At 58.0% G+C, this 18,492-nt stretch carries 13 protein-coding genes and 4 tRNA genes; 3 read left to right on the forward strand and 14 right to left on the reverse strand.

Annotated features, from left to right (window positions below; all coding sequences use genetic code 11):
- Positions 1-25: 25 nt before the first annotated feature.
- Genes KXD86_RS03845 through zwf form a run of 3 tightly spaced genes read right to left on the reverse strand, consistent with a single transcriptional unit; the run spans position 26 to position 2,887 of the window.
- Positions 26-673, reverse strand: coding sequence for a bifunctional 4-hydroxy-2-oxoglutarate aldolase/2-dehydro-3-deoxy-phosphogluconate aldolase (locus KXD86_RS03845; RefSeq protein ID WP_218634758.1), 648 nt, complete (start codon positions 671-673; stop codon positions 26-28).
- A gap of 32 nt (positions 674-705) precedes the next feature.
- On the reverse strand, positions 706-1,425 hold the full coding sequence (pgl, locus tag KXD86_RS03850; protein ID WP_218634759.1) for a 6-phosphogluconolactonase: 720 nt from the start codon (positions 1,423-1,425) through the stop codon (positions 706-708).
- Complete coding sequence (gene zwf, locus KXD86_RS03855; protein WP_218634760.1) at positions 1,412-2,887, reverse strand: glucose-6-phosphate dehydrogenase; 1,476 nt, start codon at positions 2,885-2,887, stop codon at positions 1,412-1,414. Before zwf ends, pgl begins: the two co-directional genes overlap by 14 nt.
- 213 nt (positions 2,888-3,100) lie before the next feature.
- Here zwf and KXD86_RS03860 point away from each other — a divergent pair, with 213 nt between their 5' ends.
- The gene (locus tag KXD86_RS03860) at positions 3,101-3,973 is read left to right on the forward strand and encodes a MurR/RpiR family transcriptional regulator (protein ID WP_218634761.1); all 873 of its coding nucleotides are present in this window, start codon (positions 3,101-3,103) and stop codon (positions 3,971-3,973) included.
- A gap of 272 nt (positions 3,974-4,245) precedes the next feature.
- The gene (gene lamB / locus KXD86_RS03865; protein ID WP_218634762.1) at positions 4,246-5,571 is read left to right on the forward strand and encodes a maltoporin LamB; all 1,326 of its coding nucleotides are present in this window, start codon (positions 4,246-4,248) and stop codon (positions 5,569-5,571) included.
- Positions 5,572-5,724: 153 nt separating this feature from the next.
- Here lamB and KXD86_RS03870 read toward each other — a convergent pair whose 3' ends face one another.
- From KXD86_RS03870 to KXD86_RS03915, 10 genes are all read right to left on the reverse strand, one after another.
- Complete coding sequence (locus KXD86_RS03870; RefSeq protein ID WP_218634763.1) at positions 5,725-7,578, reverse strand: SurA N-terminal domain-containing protein; 1,854 nt, start codon at positions 7,576-7,578, stop codon at positions 5,725-5,727.
- A gap of 152 nt (positions 7,579-7,730) precedes the next feature.
- A complete protein-coding gene (gene hbs / locus KXD86_RS03875) occupies positions 7,731-8,003 on the reverse strand; it encodes a non-specific DNA-binding protein Hbs (protein WP_041344017.1) in 273 nt (90 codons plus the stop codon).
- A gap of 239 nt (positions 8,004-8,242) precedes the next feature.
- Complete coding sequence (gene lon, locus KXD86_RS03880) at positions 8,243-10,660, reverse strand: endopeptidase La (RefSeq protein WP_218634764.1); 2,418 nt, start codon at positions 10,658-10,660, stop codon at positions 8,243-8,245.
- A gap of 166 nt (positions 10,661-10,826) precedes the next feature.
- Positions 10,827-12,110: an ATP-dependent Clp protease ATP-binding subunit ClpX gene (clpX, locus tag KXD86_RS03885; protein ID WP_218634765.1), complete on the reverse strand. Its 1,284-nt coding sequence runs from the start codon at positions 12,108-12,110 to the stop codon at positions 10,827-10,829.
- A gap of 76 nt (positions 12,111-12,186) precedes the next feature.
- Complete coding sequence (clpP, locus tag KXD86_RS03890; protein ID WP_218634766.1) at positions 12,187-12,822, reverse strand: ATP-dependent Clp endopeptidase proteolytic subunit ClpP; 636 nt, start codon at positions 12,820-12,822, stop codon at positions 12,187-12,189.
- 177 nt (positions 12,823-12,999) lie between these two features.
- On the reverse strand, positions 13,000-14,304 hold the full coding sequence (tig, locus tag KXD86_RS03895) for a trigger factor (protein ID WP_218634767.1): 1,305 nt from the start codon (positions 14,302-14,304) through the stop codon (positions 13,000-13,002).
- A 224-nt stretch (positions 14,305-14,528) separates the two neighbouring features.
- A tRNA-Leu gene (locus KXD86_RS03900) sits at positions 14,529-14,613 on the reverse strand.
- 72 nt (positions 14,614-14,685) lie between these two features.
- A tRNA-His gene (locus KXD86_RS03905) sits at positions 14,686-14,761 on the reverse strand.
- Positions 14,762-14,847: 86 nt separating this feature from the next.
- Positions 14,848-14,924: transfer RNA gene (locus tag KXD86_RS03910), tRNA-Arg, on the reverse strand.
- A gap of 33 nt (positions 14,925-14,957) precedes the next feature.
- Positions 14,958-15,034 (reverse strand) — tRNA-Pro (locus KXD86_RS03915).
- 231 nt (positions 15,035-15,265) lie between these two features.
- Between KXD86_RS03915 and folD the strand changes: the two genes are divergently transcribed.
- Entirely contained in the window at positions 15,266-16,123 is an 858-nt protein-coding gene (gene folD, locus KXD86_RS03920; RefSeq protein WP_218634768.1) for a bifunctional methylenetetrahydrofolate dehydrogenase/methenyltetrahydrofolate cyclohydrolase FolD, read from the forward strand.
- A 91-nt stretch (positions 16,124-16,214) separates the two neighbouring features.
- On the opposite strand, the gene KXD86_RS03925 is transcribed toward folD, so the two are convergent.
- Entirely contained in the window at positions 16,215-18,395 is a 2,181-nt protein-coding gene (locus tag KXD86_RS03925) for a malate synthase G (protein WP_218634769.1), read from the reverse strand.
- Between the last annotated feature and the right edge of the window lie 97 nt (positions 18,396-18,492).

The following is an 18,492-nucleotide window of genomic DNA, read 5'->3' on the forward strand; positions in this document are numbered from 1 at the left end:
TAAACCCGAGTTCTCAGCCTCCGTCTCAAAGATCGGCCAGGCTGCCGCGGGCTATCTCGGTGATCTGCCCCCAGTCCCTGGCTGCTACCACGTCGCTCGGGGTCAGCCAGGATCCACCGACCGCCTGAACATTCTTCAGCGCCAGGTAATTGCGAGCGGTCTCGCGACGGATGCCGCCGGTCGGGCAAAAGGTGACGTCGCCGAAGGGCCCGCTGAACGCTTTGAGCGCGGGCACACCACCGGCCACTTCCGCCGGAAAGAATTTGAACTCCCGGTATCCGAGGGCGTAGCCCATCATCAACTCGGAGACGCTTGCGATACCGGGCAACAGCGGTACCTCGGAGGTCAGGCCAAATTCGAGAATGGCTTCGGTCACCCCCGGTGTGATGACAAACTGGGCACCAGCCGCCTCCACTTGTCGGTACTGGGCAATGCTGGTAACGGTCCCTGCCCCCACCCAGGCCTCGGGAATGGCTTCACGAACCGCTTTGATGGCGTCGACGCCATGTTCGGTACGCAGGGTGATCTCAAGCACATTGATGCCACCATCCACCAGCGCCCGGCACAGTGGCACGGCGTCCTCAAGGTGATTGATTGCAATCACCGGGACCAGCGGCGATGCGTCCAGCACGGCTCGGACGCGCTCACGATGAAATTCAGAAAGCTGGGTCATGATTTTCTCCATGGAATCAGTTAGAGCCGGATTCAGGGACTCCAGAACACATTCAGGCCGGGCTTGAGAAAGCCACGAACCGGCATCGACATCACATCTTCCGGTGCTGTCATTGCACGCCTGAGGGTCTCAAGCTTGTCGGCACCCTTGAGGTGGAGGGCGGTAAAACGGGCATCCCTCAACGTCGGCCAGGTCAGGGTGATACGCTGTTGAGGCTGGGACGGTGGCGTAGCCGCAGCAACCAGGTCCGGGCAGTCGGGACTCATGGCCCGCGGCAATTCCGGTGCGTCCGGAAACAGGGAAGCCGTGTGACCATCGTTCCCCATCCCCAGAATCAAAACATCGAGCGGCAGCGCCAGCCCGGACAATTCCGCCTTGACTGCTTCCAGACCCTCCAGCGGGGTCGCGCCCGGCTGCTTCAGTGAGAGAAAGTTGGCGCCGGCAGCGCGATCCTGCAGCAGGTTCTCCCGTACCAGACGGGTATTACTGGCAGGGTCATCCTCCGGCACCCAGCGCTCATCCGCGAGCAGGAGATCCACCCGGTGCCAGTCAAGATCTTTCGTCGACAGCGCCCGGAAAAATGGCAGGGGTGTTGAACCTCCCGACACCACCAGGCTGACCCTCTGCGCGTCAGCAAGCCGCTCCTTGAGGAAGGCGGCCACGGCGTCCGCGAGATCCAGCGCCACCTGTTCCGGGTCGGAGCCGAATCGCATGTGAACGCCCTCGGGCAAGTCAATCTCAGGCGTCTTCATACCAACTCCTCCCATCACGGGTGATCATGGCAATGGACGCCACAGGCCCCCAGGTGCCTGCCGCATAACGCTTGGGCGGCTCGCCGCTGTCGCGCCAGTTGCGGATCACCTCGTCCACCCAACGCCAGGCGTGCTCGACTTCGTCCCGGCGCACAAACAGGTACTGATTCCCCTTCATGACCTCCCACAACAATCGCTCGTAGGCATCAGGGATACGATCGGTATCAAAGGTCTCGGAAAAGGTCAGTTCCAGCGGCCCCTGACGCAGACGCATGCCTTTGTCCAGACCCTGATCCTTCGTCAGAATCTTCAGTGACATGCCTTCGTCGGGCTGCAGGCGAATGATCAGTTTGTTATTGGCCAGGTGCTTCTGGTCCGGATCGAAGATGTAATGGGGCGCGGGCTTGAAGTGAATGATGATCTGGGAGAGCTTCTCAGGCAGACGCTTTCCGGTCCGGATGTAGAAGGGCACCCCGGACCAGCGCCAGTTCTCGATCTCCGCCTTCAGGGCCACAAACGTCTCGGTATCGCTGCCCTTGTTGGCCCCCTCCTCTTCCAGGTACCCCGGCACCGGTTTGCCATTACTGGTGCCGGCGGTGTACTGACCGCGCACCACATGACTCTCCATCATGTCCGGCGTCACCCGCCGCAGGGCCTTCAGGACTTTCACTTTCTCATCCCGGATGCTGTCAGCGGACAGGTCCGAAGGCGGATCCATGGCAATCAGGCACAGCAACTGGAGCAGGTGATTCTGGATCATGTCCCGAATCTGGCCTGCCTTGTCGAAATAGCCCCAGCGCCCTTCGATGCCGACGCTCTCAGCCACCGTGATCTCGACGTGGGAAATGTGGTTCTGATCCCACTGCGAGGCAAAGAGGTTGTTGGCAAATCGCAGGGCAATCAGGTTCTGGACCGTCTCCTTCCCCAGGTAGTGATCAATCCGGAACAGCTGATTTTCGTTGTAGACCTCCCCCAACTCATCATTGATTACCCGGGAGGATTCAAGGTCGTGGCCGATGGGCTTCTCCACCACCACACGGGTCTTCTCGGTGCAGCAACTCGCGGCGCGGAGATTACGGGCGATCACGCCGTACATGGCGGGGGGTGTAGCCATGTAGACGATCAGTTCGTTGTTGGCATCGTCACGCCACTCGTTGAGTACACCAAAGCCGTCGGGGTCATTGAAGTCCAGCCGCAGGTAATCCACGCGTTCGAGGAATTTTCGGACGACGGACGCTTCGAACTCTTCCGCCTTCACATGCTGCTCAAGTTTCTCGAACAACTGTTTCCGAACCGCCACTGTGTCAGCCTCGGTGCGTGCTATCGCGAGAATGCGACTGCCTTCGGCCAGCAAATTGGCACGCTCCAACTGGTAAAGGGCTGGAAACAGCTTGCGTTGCGCCAGGTCGCCGAGGGCGCCAAACAGCATCAGGTCACACCGGGTATTAATCTTGTTGACCATTGGTTCCTTCTCTCTGGTGGGTAAGGCGATCCCAAGAACCGCCCGAACAAACACTCAATGTAGTAATTTTATGCAAATAATGACATCGGAAATCGGGTTTTCCAAGCAAAAAAACCATTTTCTGATACTTTTACTACCCCATAATGACAGAAAACACGGTATAATCAGCGCGTTTTCACACCAATGATCGCCAAGATTCAGGGAGTACCTTTAATGGCTGCGAACCAGGCGCACCGTGACGACAACTTGCTTGAAGACATCCAGGCCCGGCTGGACAGCCTCAACAAATCGGAGCGAAAAGTGGCCGAAGCCATTCTTCGGGATCCCAGTGCGGCCACTCGTTACAGCATAGCTGCCCTGGCCCGCGCTGCTGAGGTCAGCGAGCCCACGGTGAACCGGTTCTGCCGGGGTTTTTCCGCCACCGGATTTCCGGACTTCAAGATCAGGCTGGCACAAAGCATCGCCACGGGCACGCCCTACGTCGGCCAGAACGTTGGGCCGGACGATTCGGTATCCGAATTCGCGGATAAGATCATGCTGAGCACCATTGCCAGTCTGGACAAAGCCCGCCAGGCCCTGGACCCGAAAGCACTGGCCATGGCCATTGACTACCTGATCCAGGCCAAGCAGATCAACTTCTTCGGCATGGGCGGTTCCGCCGCCGTGGCCCTGGATGCCCAGCACAAATTCTTTCGCTTCAACATCCCGGTGATGTCTTACGACGACGCCCTGATGCAGCGGATGGTTGCTGCCGGCGCCAATGTGGGCGACGTCATCGTCCTGATTTCCTACACTGGCCGTACCCGTGAAACGGTTGACATAGCCAAGCTCGCGCGGGCAAACGGTGCCACCGTGATCGGCATCACCAACCCGCAATCCCCGCTTGCTGAAATCTGCACCGTTGTCCTTGGCGTAACAGCTCCCGAAGACACCGAGGTGTATATGCCAATGTCATCCAGAATCATTCACCTGACGGTGATCGACATTCTGGCCACCGGCGTCACCCTGAAACGCGGCGCCGATTTTCTCGGGCACCTGAAGAAGATCAAGGAAAGCCTCAAACCGACACGCTTTCCTCCCGAATAGGCGCGCAACGCCCGGCGCAACCAGCCCATAAGAGACTCCTCCGTCTACGCCCCTCCTCCCCCTGAAAACTCACCCCCCAATTTGTTCAGGGCGGAGGATGTACTGCACCCAGGGTTACAACACCATGAAATCCGGTTTCCCCAATGTCTGATTGGCAGAAGCTGCAATCGCGGAAGCCGGAAGCGCAATCCGGCCCTTACTGAAGCTTCAGAAAAAACCGGAAATTCCGCTTCCCTGACATTCAAAAACGACAAAAAGCACAGGACCCAAACATGCAGAACAACAAGCGCTTCTTCGCAAGAAAACTCCCCCTGGCTGCGGCCGTCGCGGCTGCCGTAATGACCGGCCCTGCCATGGCGGTGGACTTCAATGGCTATGCCCGCGCGGGCGCCTCCACCAACATTGGCAGCGGCGGCGAGCAGACCTGCTTTGGCAATGGTGCCACAGGGCACTATGTCGGCCGCCTTGCCGACGAGTGTGACACCTACGCCGAGCTGGGGCTGGGCGACGAACTCTACAACGAAGACGGAAAGACGTTCCGCTTCGACTCGATGCTGGCCTACAGCGCCGACCCCCAGGGCAATGACTACCAGGCCCTCAACGGCGGTAATAACATCAATAACGTAGACTTCACCAATTCTGAAACCACCACCAATAACTCGGATCCATACGGCGGCGGCGATATTGCATTACGCCAGCTCTACGTTTCCGCCAAGAACGTCATCGACTCACTTCCGGGAGCAACACTGTGGGCCGGTAAGCGTTTCTACCAGCGTAAGGACATCCATCAGCTGGACCTGTACTACGTCAACAACTCCGGCTACGGCGCGGGCATTGAAAACATCAGCATGGGGTCTGGCAACTTCTCGGTCGCCTACACCAACTCCGACACCAGTGATGGCGACAACCTGGTTCAGAACAACAAGATTGACCTGCGCTATGCCTTTCCGGTGGCAAGCGACTACACGCTCGAGTTGATCGGCATCTACGCGATGGCTGACCTGACAGACCAGCAGGAGGCCGCGGGCATAGAGGATGAGGACGGCTACTTCCTGACCGCGGAAGTTTCAACGGGGATCATGGGGGGCTTCAACAAGTTCGCCATTCAGTACGGCGCCGACTCCATGGGCTTTGCCAACGCCGAAGGCAGCAGCGGCGGCCGGGTGGACAACGGCAATGTGGCCGGCTATTTCGAGTCCAGCTGGCGGGTGCTGAACCACGGCGTCATCAAGCTGGGCAATAGCTGGGACCTTGGCCACTCCATTGTGTACGAGCAGGCCGAATCCCACGACCCGGCGGCCAAAGATGGTGAACGCCTGAGCATTGTTGCCCGCCCGATCTATAACTGGACTCCGGTCATGAGCACGGCCATTGAAGTTGGCTACAGCGAAACCGACCGGCCCTGGTTCGCCGAATCACAGGATCTGGGCAAGTTCGCCATTGCACAGCAGTGGCAGGCAGGTTCCGGCTACTGGGCCCGCCCGGTTATCCGAGCCTACGCAGCCACCTTCTTCGGGGATGAAGCCGAGGCTGCCCGCGGCGGGGACGGCATCGACGGCGACATCCAGATTGGCGCCCAGATCGAGGCGTGGTGGTAAACGCCGCAAGTATCCTGTCTTCCTTTGGACCCTTTGGGCCGGCAACATGCCGGCCCTTTTTTGTGCCCCTGCTACACCCACCGACAAAAAAGCCCGGTCGAAACCGGGCTTTTCAGTTCCCGACGACGGTCGGGCTATACGCTTACGTCCGGCTCAAGGCCGCTCTACTTCAGCGCGATTACGAAGGTACTGCTGATACGCCGAATACTCACGCTGCCCCTCGAGGGACGCCAGGAACTGGCTCAGCTGCTCGAAGTCAGCACCGTCCTCTTCCACGGCGCCCTCATTCACACCATCCAACGCAACCACCGACGCGCGATCCGCACTGACGGACTGCCCGTAACTGGCCTCACCGTCTGCTGGACGACTCAGCGAGAAGACCGTTCTCATGACACCTGCACCCACTTCCTGCGAATTCCGGGATTGGGCTTCATAGCTGACCCATTCACCAGCACCCAGTTCCTCCAGGGACTGACCTGCCTCGAGTCCGGCGATGATCTCCTGGGCTCGCTCGCGCAGCGCCTCACGGGTCTCACGCACCTGCAATCTTGCACGGATGTCATCGGCCACCTGCTCCAGAGGAAGCTGCTGTGCTTCACGATATTCACGAACACGCGCGACAACAGACACATTATCGCCAACATCGATCAGCTCGGTGTTGTACCCCTCCTCGAGCACATCCGCCGAAAACAGCTGACGAAGCAGCCCTTCATGATCAAACGGCGCCATGCCACCGTTTCGGGTTACGCCTGTGGCCTCGCGCACTTCAAGGCCAAGCTCTTCGGCAGGACCCGCGAGATCATCCGCCGCGTAGGCGGAATCGGCCAACTGGGTGCGAATCTCCGCGAAACGGTCTTCGGCGCGGTCACGGGCGAGTTCGCTGCGAAGTTGACCGGCGATTTCCTCAAGCGGCGGGACCTCTGAACGACGCACGTCCTCCAGCTTGATCAGGTGCACACCAAAGCTGGTTTCGACCGCGTCTGACGTTTCACCTTCATTGAGCGCAAACAGCGCCTCCTCGAAAGCCTCGTCGTAAACGCCGCGCCCGGCATACCCCAGATCACCACCCTCTTCCGCGGAGACGGTATCGATGGAGAACTCACGAGCCAGGTCAGCAAAGGATTCGCCCTCGGCGAGGCGCTGCTGAAGGGTTTCAATGGTGGCGTCAGCCCCCTCGCCATCTTCGATCAGGATATGGGACGCCTTACGCTCTTCACGGGCCAGATCATCGGCACGCTGCTCGTAATAGGCCTGCAGCTCTTCGTCGCTGATCTCGATGGTTTCTGCCAACGACCCCAGGGACAGCGTGATGTAGGCCGCATCCACCTGGTCCGGTTCCTGGAAGGCACTGCTGTTCTCCTCGTAAAACGCCTGCACCTCGTCGTCGGTGATGTCCACCTGCCCGGCAACGGCACTGTCCGGCACAGTCACAATCCGGAAATCACGGGTCTGATTCTGGATGCGCAGAATCTGGGCGACGTGTTCATCGGCCGCCACGCCGCTCTGGATAATGCCGGCCCGAATCTGGTTGACCACATACTGCTTCCGCATAGCCTCGCGGAACTCAGCGACGCCCATACCCATATTGCGGACGGTCGACACGAACCGGTCCCGATTGAACTGCCCCTCTACCTGGAACTGGGGCATCTGAGTAATCAGCGCATCAATGTCAGCGTCCGTCAACGCCAACCCCTGGCTGTCGGCGTCCTGGATCAGAACCTCCTGCTGAATCAGGGATTCCAGCACGTCCTGGCGAATCTGGTCTTCATTGAGCAGCGAAGGATCCGGTGTTTCCATGCGCGACAGTCGGCGCTGACTTTCCATCTGAACCAGGCGCAGGAACTCCCGCTCCGTGATGTCCTCACCATTCACCGTTGCCACTTCCGGCTCACCGGAGAACCCGCCAATAATGGCGTCCATTCCCCAGATGGATAGGGACACGATCAGCAGACCGATGATGATCTTGGCAATGGTGCCCTGGGCATTTTCCCGAATATCTTGAAGCATGTTTCTCCCGAATCCTGTTCAAGGTCGTGCAGTTTTATCGTAAGGCGATGAGCATTGGGGCGCCGAACGTAAAAAGGCGCACCCTGTCCGGAATGCGCCTTGAATTCTTCTTGGGTAGCCCCCTGCGACAGGAGCTACCAGAGAAAGAACCGTTATTTAACGGCGTCTTTCAGGGCCTTGCCTGCTTTGAACCCAGGCACTTTGGAGGCCGGAATCTTGATCTCGGCACCAGTCTGCGGGTTACGACCGGTACGAGCAGCACGCTCTTTAACGGAGAAAGTGCCAAAACCGATCAGAGTAACCTGATCGCCTTTTTTCAGGGCACCGGTAATGGAGTTGGTCATAGCATCCAGAGCACGGCCAGCGGCGGCTTTGGAGATATCTGAGGACTCTGCAATTGCATCGATAAGTTCGGACTTGTTCACACTAAACCCCTTCGATTTCAGGTTGAAGATGTTATAGGTTGGTTTGTTTTTTCTCGGACGTTCTCGACTATCGCATAAGCGGTCAGAGAATTCCATTCTTCAGTTTTCTTATTCCTTGCGGTTTGTTAACCGGTGTTCGGAATAGGCACTTACTGCGCGGGAGCCCTTGGTATTGGCTGCTTCACGGCGAAACAGTTATACCAACGGGCTCTCTGGCATGTCAACAACTCATCAAGCCTTTAATGCGTATTTATGCGTTCTGCGCTGTCACCTTCATCATCACGGGGCTTGCCTGAAGCAGCCTCTGATGACTCATCTTCCGCCCGAGGCTCGGGTGGGTATGCCAGCGCAATATCCAGGACCTCGTCGATCCATTTGACCGGACGAATCTCCAGAGACTCCTTGATATTATCAGGTATCTCTTTGAGATCCCTGACATTTTCATCCGGGATCAACACCGTCTTGATACCGCCCCGATGCGCCGCCAGCAGCTTTTCCTTGAGCCCGCCAATGGCCAGAACCCGTCCGCGGAGCGTGATCTCACCGGTCATCGCAACGTCCGCCCTGACCGGAATTTTGGTCAGCGCAGAAACCAGCGCCGTGCACATACCGATACCCGCACTGGGGCCGTCTTTTGGCGTTGCACCTTCGGGAACGTGGATGTGCAGATCATGCTTTTCATGGAAATCGTCAGCGAGCCCCAACCCCGGGGCACGACTGCGAACCACGGTCAGAGCCGTCTGAATGGACTCCTGCATGACATCGCCGAGTGAACCGGTCTTTACGACCCGCCCTTTGCCCGGTGTCAAAGCGCATTCGATGGTCAACAACTCGCCGCCAACCTGGGTCCAGGCCAGTCCGGTCACCTGCCCGATCTGGTTCTTCTCCTCGGCCAGGCCGTACTTGAACTTCTTGACGCCGGAGTACTCCTCCAGCACATCCGGCTGCAAGGTCACAGAGGCCTTGTCATTGCTCTCGACGTGCTCGCGCACGATCTTGCGGCAGATCTTCGCAATCTCGCGCTCCAGGCCACGTACGCCTGCCTCACGGGTGTAATAGCGAATCAGGTCCCGCAGGGTTTCCTCCGGGATTACCAGCTCGTCCTTGCGCAGACCGTTGGCCTTGATCTGTTTCGGCAACAGGTACCGCAGCGCAATGTTTACCTTCTCGTCCTCGGTGTACCCCGGAATCCGGATGATTTCCATCCGGTCCAGCAGGGCCGGCGGAATGTCCATGGAGTTGGAGGTGCACACGAACATGACGTCAGACAGGTCGTAATCCACCTCGAGGTAATGATCGTTGAAGGTGTGATTCTGCTCCGGGTCCAGCACTTCCAGGAGCGCCGATGCCGGATCCCCCCGGTGATCCATGCCCATCTTGTCGATTTCATCGAACAGGAACAGCGGGTTTTTTACCCCGACCTTGGACAATTTCTGGAGCAACTTGCCCGGAAGCGCACCAATGTAGGTTTTCCGGTGCCCCCGGATCTCGGCTTCATCGCGCACACCACCGAGCGCCATTCGGGTGTACTTCCGGTTGGTGGCCCTGGCAATGGACTGACCAAGCGAGGTTTTACCAACCCCCGGCGGGCCAACCAGACACAGCACTGGCCCTTTCACTTTCTTCACCCGGCTTTGGACCGCCAGGTATTCCAGGATACGCTTCTTGACCTCGTCCAGGCCGTAGTGGTCGCGGTCGAGGATTTCACGGGCCTTCTCAATGTCGTGACGGACCCGGCTGCGTTTTTTCCAGGGCACGGCCAGCATCCAGTCGATGTAGCCGCGAACCACCGTGGCTTCGGCTGACATCGGCGACATCATCTTGAGCTTGTTCAGCTCGGTTTCCGTCTTCTTACGGGCCTCTTCGGGCAGACCAGCCTCTTCAAGCTTCTGTTCAAGCTCTTCGAAGTCGTTGTTACCCTCACCCAGATTGCCCATTTCCTTCTGAATGGCTTTCATCTGTTCGTTCAGGTAATACTCGCGCTGGCTGCGCTCCATCTGTTTCTTGACGCGGCCGCGGATGCGCTTCTCGACCTCAATCAGATCGATCTCGCCATCCAGTTTGCCCAGAAGCAGGTCCACGCGCTTGCGGACATCCAGCGCTTCCAGCAACTCCTGCTTCTCGGGGATTCGCATTTCCAGGTGCGCGGCCATGGTATCGGCCAGACGTTCCAGCTCCTCGATACCGGTCAGCGCGTTCGAGACTTCGGACGGCACTTTCTTGGAGAGCTTCACGTACTTCTCAAACTCATCCATCAGAGTCTTGATCAGAACATCCTGCTCTCGCTCGGGCAGACCTTCTTCATCCATCAACACGGCACTGCCGGAGAGGTAGTCTCCTTCCGAGATATCACTGATGGTCGCCCGTGCATTCCCCTCAACCAGCACCTTCACGGTGCCATCCGGCAGCCGCAGCATTTGCAGTACGGTCGCCAGTGTTCCCATATCAAACACATCCGCAGGACCTGGCTCGTCGGTGGAGGCATCCCGCTGGGCAACCAGGAGGATTTCCTTGCTTCCTTCCATTGCGGCTTCAAGCGCCTGAATGGACTTTTCTCGGCCCACAAACAGCGGGACTACCATGTGCGGGAACACCACCACATCACGCAAGGGCAGCAACGGGTATTCTTGCACAGTATTTTCGGGTATCCGGGTCATAGGGAATCCTCTGACGGTATTTCTTTGAGCATATCACCCTTCATTGGGGCGCCCCCATAAATTGCAATCTTTTTACCAAACGAAACAGAAAGGGTTTACGGGGAAACAGAACGTGAAAAGGGGCGTTTCCGCCCCTTTTCATTCAAACTTGATTCAACAGCACCGGTCAGTCTTCCGGGACCGCTTTGGCATGATCGCTGCTCGCGTAGATCTTGAAGGGCTCGGAGTCCCCGTCAATCACGCTTTCATCAATCACAACCTTGGTTACGTCGTGCTCGGACGGGATCTGATACATGGTGTCCAGCAGCGTGGCCTCCATGATCGACCGAAGCCCCCGGGCACCGGTTTTCCGCTCCATCGCCTTGCGTGCGACTGCCCGCAGCGCGTCTTCGCGGAAATCCAGCTCGACGCCTTCCATGTCGAACAGCTTCTGATACTGCTTGGTCAGCGCGTTCTTCGGCTCGGTCAGGATCTGCACCAAAGCGGCTTCATCCAGCTCGGTCAGAGTCGCGACCACGGGGAGACGGCCCACGAACTCGGGAATCAGGCCAAACTTGACCAGATCCTCGGTTTCCACATCCTTGATGATGTCACCGGCGCTCTTCTTGTCCTCTTCGCTGACCACAGCAGCCGAGAAACCAATGGAACTCCGCTCGGAACGCTCCTGAATCACCTTGTCCAGGCCTGCAAAGGCACCGCCACAGATAAACAGGATGTTGCCGGTATCCACCTGCAAAAACTCCTGTTGCGGGTGCTTGCGGCCGCCCTGGGGCGGCACCGACGCGACGGTACCTTCGATCAGCTTGAGCAGCGCCTGCTGAACGCCCTCACCCGACACATCCCGGGTGATCGACGGGTTATCCGACTTACGGGAAATCTTGTCGATTTCGTCGATGTACACGATACCGCGCTGGGCCTTGTCGACGTCGTAGTCACACTTCTGAAGCAGCTTCTGGATGATGTTCTCGACATCCTCACCCACATAGCCGGCTTCGGTCAGCGTGGTCGCATCGGCAATGGTGAATGGCACGTTCAACATCCGCGCCAGAGTCTCAGCCAGCAGCGTCTTACCGCTACCGGTCGGACCGATCAGGAGGATGTTGCTCTTGCCCAACTCCACTTCGGCCTTGCCTTCGCCGTAGCGCAGACGCTTGTAGTGGTTGTAGACCGCCACCGAAAGCACAACCTTCGCGCGATCCTGACCAATGACGTATTCGTTCAGAGTGTCGCGGATTTCTGCGGGTGTCGGGAGCCGATCGCTGGCCTCTTCCTGCGCATTTTCCTGAATCTCTTCACGAATGATGTCATTGCACAGGTCAACGCACTCGTCGCAGATGAACACCGAGGGCCCTGCAATGAGCTTACGGACTTCATGCTGGCTCTTTCCGCAAAACGAGCAGTAGAGCAACTTGCCGTTATCGTCGCCTCTGCCGTTTCTTTCATCTGCCATTGAATTACCTCTGCTCTTGAATCGCCGGCGTTAGTGGCTAATACGCCGGCCAAGTATGATGCGATTACTTCCAGTATTATTTATTCGGTACGCGCTTATCAAGTATAGAATCGATGAGCCCGTAGTCTTTCGCCTGCCCCGGATCCATGAAGTAGTCACGATCGGTATCTTTGGCGATCGTGTCCAGCTCTTGGCCAGTGTGATGGGCCAGGATCGAGTTCAGGGTATGGCGGATCTTGAGGATTTCACGGGTGTGAATCTCGATATCGGTCGCCTGGCCCTGATAGCCTCCCAGCGGCTGATGAATCATGACCCGGGAGTTCGGCAGGCAGGCACGCTTGCCTGCAGCGCCACCGGCCAGCAAAAACGCGCCCATGCTTGCCGCCTGACCGACGCACAGCGTGGCGACATCCGGCTTGATAAACTGCATGGTGTCGTAAATGGACATCCCGGCGGTGACAGACCCACCCGGGCTATTGATGTACAGGTGGATGTCCTTGTCCGGGTTCTCGGATTCCAGGAACAGCAACTGGGCAACGATCAGGTTCGCCATGTGGTCTTCAACCGGCCCTACCATGAAAATCACCCGCTCCTTGAGCAGACGGGAGTATATGTCGAACGAGCGCTCGCCCCGAGCGGTCTGTTCGATAACAATCGGCACCAGGCCGGAATTGGTAACCATTGCGGGGCCATCAATTGGTTTCTGCGTCATGTGCGCCTGAACTCCTTATGGACATTGGGTCGTGGACTCGCGCCACGGCGATCATTATAGGTGTTATTTCACCTTATACTTTGCCAGCAGCAGGCCCAGATGAAAACAGCCGGACAAGCCGGCTGTTTTCAGAATTCGGCCAGCAGGGTCGGAGTGTACTCTCCGACCCCGACAGGATCAGCGCTGTGGCTGCCCCGCCTGTACCGCTTCTTCGTACTTGACCTTCTTCTCTTTGACCTTGGCCTTGTCCAGGACAAAATCAACAACGGCATCTTCGAGAACGGAAGACTCGATCTGGGACTTCTGCTCGGGGTTGCTGTTGAAGTGAGCAACAACTTCCTCAGGCTGTTCATACGTAGACGCAATTTCCTGGATCTTTTCGTCTACCTTGGCCGGATCCGCCTTCAGGTCGTTCTGCTTGACCACTTCCTGGAACAGGAGGCCGGTCTTCACGCGACGCTCAGCCTGCTCCTGGAAAATTTCCTTCGGCAGTTGCTGGAAGTCAACCTGACCACCAAAGCGCTGAACCGCATCCTGACGCAGACGGTCGATTTCCTGGTCAACCAGGGCGGCAGGCACATCAAGCTCGGTGCTCTCGAGCAATCCGTCAACCACGTCGTTCTTGACCTTGTTGGAGACGGCCTGTTTCAGCTCGCGCTCCATGTTCTTCTTCACTTCCTCACGGAAGGTCGCCTCGTCTTCGGCATCGATACCAAACTTCTTGAAGAATTCGGTATCCAGTTCCGGCAACTGGGGCTCTTCCACCTTGTGAATCTTAATCTCGAACTTCGCCGGCTTACCCGCGAGCTCTTCGTTGTGGTAATCCTCCGGGAAGGTCACTTCGATTTCCATGTCTTCACCGGCCTTACCGCCCTGGATGGCTTTCTCGAAGCCCGGGATCATCTGGCCTGAGCCCAGAGTCAGACGATGGCCTTCAGCGGCGCCACCTTCGAACTCTTCACCATCGATAAAGCCTTTGAAATCAATGGTCAGCACATCCTTGTTCTTGGACTTGCGCTTGACTTCCTTCATGGTGGCCTGCTGACGACGGAGGTTATCGATCATGTTGTCGATATCCTTGTCTGCGATTTCAGAGGTCAGCTTCTCAACGGAAACCTTGCTCAGGTCACCCAGTTCAATCTCGGGCAGAACCTCGAAAATGGCAACGAACTCAAGATCCTTGCCCTCTTCCATGGTCTTCGGCTCGAACTTCGGCCAGCCGGCCGGGTTGATGTCCTGCTCCTGAAGTGCCTTGATGTACTGGTCGCGCATAACCTCGCCAACCACTTCCTGGCGGACGCTGTCACCGAAACGACGCTTGACCACCTTCATGGGCACCTTGCCCGGGCGGAAACCGTTCAGACGCACTGTGCGCGCTGTTTCCTGCAGGCGTTTCTGGACCGCCTGGTCAATTTCCTGGGCGGGCACACCAATCGTCATCCGACGTTCGATGTTGGAGGTCGTTTCAACAGACACTTGCATGGAAGATCCTCAAATTACAGGTTCGGTATGTGAATGAAATTAAAGCTAAAAGTCCCGCTCCGGGCGAACTCCCGCGAAAGGACCGAAATTTAAAAGCGGGTAGTTTATCACGGTTTGGCCCACCGAGAGAATCACCTGTCACAGGCAGTTTCCGGGCAGGAAAACGGCACCGGTGGCTGCGCATCACAACGTAGATATGGGGACATTGACGAAAAAAGAAAGGGTGGTGCGAGAGGAGAGACTCGAACTCTCACGGGTTGCCCCACTGGAACCTAAATCCAGCGCGTCTACCAGTTCCGCCACTCTCGCACATCATCTGCAAAACCCAGGTTAGCCGATACCGGCTGGAGCTTCACAAAAGCGGAAAACAAATCGGGAAAATGGGGTGGACGAAGGGGTTCGAACCCTCGACCGCAGGAGTCACAATCCTGAGCTCTACCAACTGAGCTACGTCCACCACAATCAGGACATACCTTACGGTATTTTCGACCTATCAACTTTGCTGGTTGGCGACCCCGGTTTCGGACCAAGCCGACGACTTAATGGCGCGCCCGGCAGGACTCGAACCTGCGACCACCCGCTTAGAAGGCGGGTGCTCTATCCAGCTGAGCTACGGGCGCTTAACCGTTCGCCCACCTGAATACTCAGAAAAGTGGTCGGGGTAGAGAGATTCGAACTCCCGACATCCTGCTCCCAAAGCAGGCGCGCTACCAGACTGCGCTATACCCCGTCTGAACTGAACAACAAGTGCCTCAGCAAAGTTGGCGCGCATATTACCGGCGCCGAACCACGCCGTCAACACGGAATTCCAAATTCACCGAAAGATCAGGATTCTGTATGACCCGGCACGACCCGAAAAGTTCCTCCCACGCCGCCCTGCTCCCCGCCAATTGGAGTTCCGACGGAAGCATGAGACAATGCCCGGCCTCCACTTTTCAATGCCCAACCGACAAGACGAGACATGAGCGCCAAACTGATCAACGGAAAAGAAATTGCCGCCGGTGTGAGACAGCAGGTCGCAGCCGGTGTAGAAGCCCGCCAACAACAGGGATTACGCGCTCCCGGGCTGGCCGTGGTACTGGTCGGGGATGACCCGGCCTCCCACGTGTATGTTGGCAACAAACGCAAAGCCTGCGATGACGCAGGCATCGTCTCACTTTCCTACGACCTGCCGGCCGACACCTCCCAGGAAGCCCTGGAAGCCCTCATTGATGAGCTGAACGAAAACCCGGCGGTGGACGGCATACTTGTGCAACTACCCCTGCCTGAACACCTGGATGCGGACCCGATCCTGGTCAAGATTCGACCCGACAAGGACGTGGATGGCTTCCATCCCTACAACATTGGCCGCCTGATGCAGCGCAAGCCGACCCTGAGACCGTGCACGCCGGCTGGCATCATCACCCTTCTCGACAGCATCGGCACCCCCTACAAGGGGCAGCATGCCGTGATTGTCGGCGCGTCCAACATTGTAGGACGCCCCATGAGCATGGAGTTGCTGCTCAAAGGAGCGACAACCACCGTGTGCCACCGCTTCACCCCGAACCTCGAGAAATTTGTCCGGGAAGCGGACATTCTGATTGCCGCCGTGGGCAAACCCAGCCTGATCAACGGCGAGTGGGTCAAACCCGGTTCAACGGTCATTGATGTTGGCATCAACCGGATGGCGGACGGAAAACTGCGCGGCGACGTCGACTTCGAGGCCGCAGCAGAGCGCGCCTCGTACATCACCCCGGTTCCCGGTGGTGTTGGCCCCATGACCATCGCCACACTGCTTCAGAACACGCTTTACGCGGCGGACGTCCTGCATAAGGACTGAACGCCCACTCTGGACAGAGTCAGGGATTCGGCAAAGCCTCCAGGCACAAAAAACCCCGCTTCAAGCGGGGTTTTTTGTTGCTCCCTAACGCTTACGCGCCGTACTTGGCTTTCGCCTTCAGACGGTATGCGTGAAGCAGCGGCTCGGTGTAGCCGTTCGGCTGTTCCCGACCCTTGAGGATCAGATCCATCGCTGCCTGGAACGCCACGCTGTCGTCAAAGTTCGGCGCCATGTTGCGATAGGACGCATCACCGGCGTTCTGCTTGTCGACCACGGCAGCCATGCGCTTCATGGTCTCGTCAATCTGCGCCTCGGTGCACACACCGTGGTACAGCCAGTTGGTCAGCAACTGGGAGGAGATACGAAGGGTGGCACGGTCTTCCATCAGGCCGACGTTGTTGATATCGGGCACTTTGGAACAACCCACACCCTGCTCAACCCAGCGCACAACGTAACCCAGGATGCCCTGGGCGTTGTTGTCCAGCTCCTGCTGGATTTCGTCGGCTGACAGCGCACCCGGATCGGCCATGACCGGAACGGTCAGGATGTCGTCCAGGTTGGCGCGGGCCCGGCTTTCGATGTCCTTCTGGACATCGGCCACATTGACCTGATGGTAATGTGTCGCGTGCAGGGTAGCGGCCGTCGGGGACGGTACCCAGGCGGTGTTGGCACCGGCCTTCGGATGGCCGATCTTGGCTTCCAACATGCCCGCCATCAGGTCCGGCATGGCCCACATGCCTTTACCGATCTGCGCGACGCCGCGGAAACCGGTTTCCAGGCCGATATCCACGTTCCATTGTTCGTAGGCATTGATCCACGCTGCCTGCTTCATCTCGCCCTTGCGGATGAACGGCCCCAGCTCCATGGAAGTGTGCATTTCGTCACCGGTGCGATCGAGGAAGCCGGTGTTGATGAAGACAGCGCGCTCTTTCGCCGCGTGGATACACGCCTTCAGATTAACGGTGGTGCGACGCTCTTCGTCCATGATCCCGACTTTCAGGGTGAACTTGGGCAGCCCCAGGGCATCCTCGACACGACCGAAGAACTCGTTGGTGAACGCCACTTCTTCCGGACCGTGCATCTTCGGCTTCACGATGTACATGGAGCCCTTGGTGCTGTTCTGGAACTGACCCTTGCCCTTCAGGTCGTGAATGGCGATCAGGGAAGTGATCAGGCCATCCATCAGACCTTCCGGCACTTCCTGGCCGTCGCTCAGCAGGATGGCCGGGTTGGTCATCAGGTGGCCAACGTTACGGATGAACATCAGGCTGCGGCCCTTCAGGCTCAGCTCGCCGCCAGCCGGAGCGGTGTAGGTGCGGTCAGGGTTCATCTTACGGGTCAGCTGCTTGCCGCCCTTCTCGAAGGTCTCCTGCAGATCGCCTTTCATCAGGCCGAGCCAGTTGCGGTAAGCCAGGGCCTTGTCGTCGGCATCAACGGCGGCTACCGAGTCCTCGCAATCCATGATGGTGGTCAGGGCCGACTCCATGAGCACGTCCTTGACGTGAGCACCGTCGTCCTTGCCAATCGGATGGCTGGCATCGATCTGGATTTCGAAGTGCATGCCGTTCTTGACCAGCAACACACCGGTCGGAGCGTCAGCCGCTCCGGTGTAACCCACGAATCCGGCCTCGTCTTTCAGGCCTGTGGTTTCACCGTTCTGCAGCTTGACAGCCAGCTTGCCACCTTCAACGGTGTACTTGGCGGCGTCCTTGTGACTGCCAGACGCGAGCGGTGCAGAGCTGTCCAGAAGATTACGAGCCCACTCGATAACCTTGGCGCCACGAACCGGGTTGTATCCCGGACCTTTGTCCGCGCCACCTTCTTCGGAGATGGCATCAGTGCCGTAGAGCGCATCGTACAGGCTGCCCCACCGCGCGTTCGCCGCGTTCAGGGCGAAGCGGGCGTTCATGATCGGCACAACCAGCTGCGGACCGGCCATGGTGGCTACTTCCGGATCGACATTGGAGGTCGAAATCTTGAACTCCGCCGGCTCGTCCACCAGGTACCCGATGTCCTTCAGGAAGGATTTGTACTCGGCCATGTCCAGCTTCTGACCCTTGTGGTCACGATTCCAGCTGTCCATCTTTTCCTGGATCGCATCGCGCTTGGCCAGCAGCTCGCGATTACGCGGAGCCAGCTCGTTCACGATCTTGTCAAATTCCGCCCAGAATTTGTCGGCGTCGACACCGGTTCCCGGGATCGCCTCGTTGTTTACGAAATCATACAGATTCTTCGCGACCTGGATGCCGCCGACTTGTACGCGTTCTGTCATCGTTGTCTGCCTCAGTGGGTTACGTTTCCCGACTCCCCCTTCGTCACGAGGGGGCATTCTAATTTGAGCGCCGCATTGTAAGGGAAAATCCCTACAA

Source organism: Marinobacter arenosus, assembly GCF_019264345.1.
Lineage (GTDB): Bacteria > Pseudomonadota > Gammaproteobacteria > Pseudomonadales > Oleiphilaceae > Marinobacter > Marinobacter arenosus.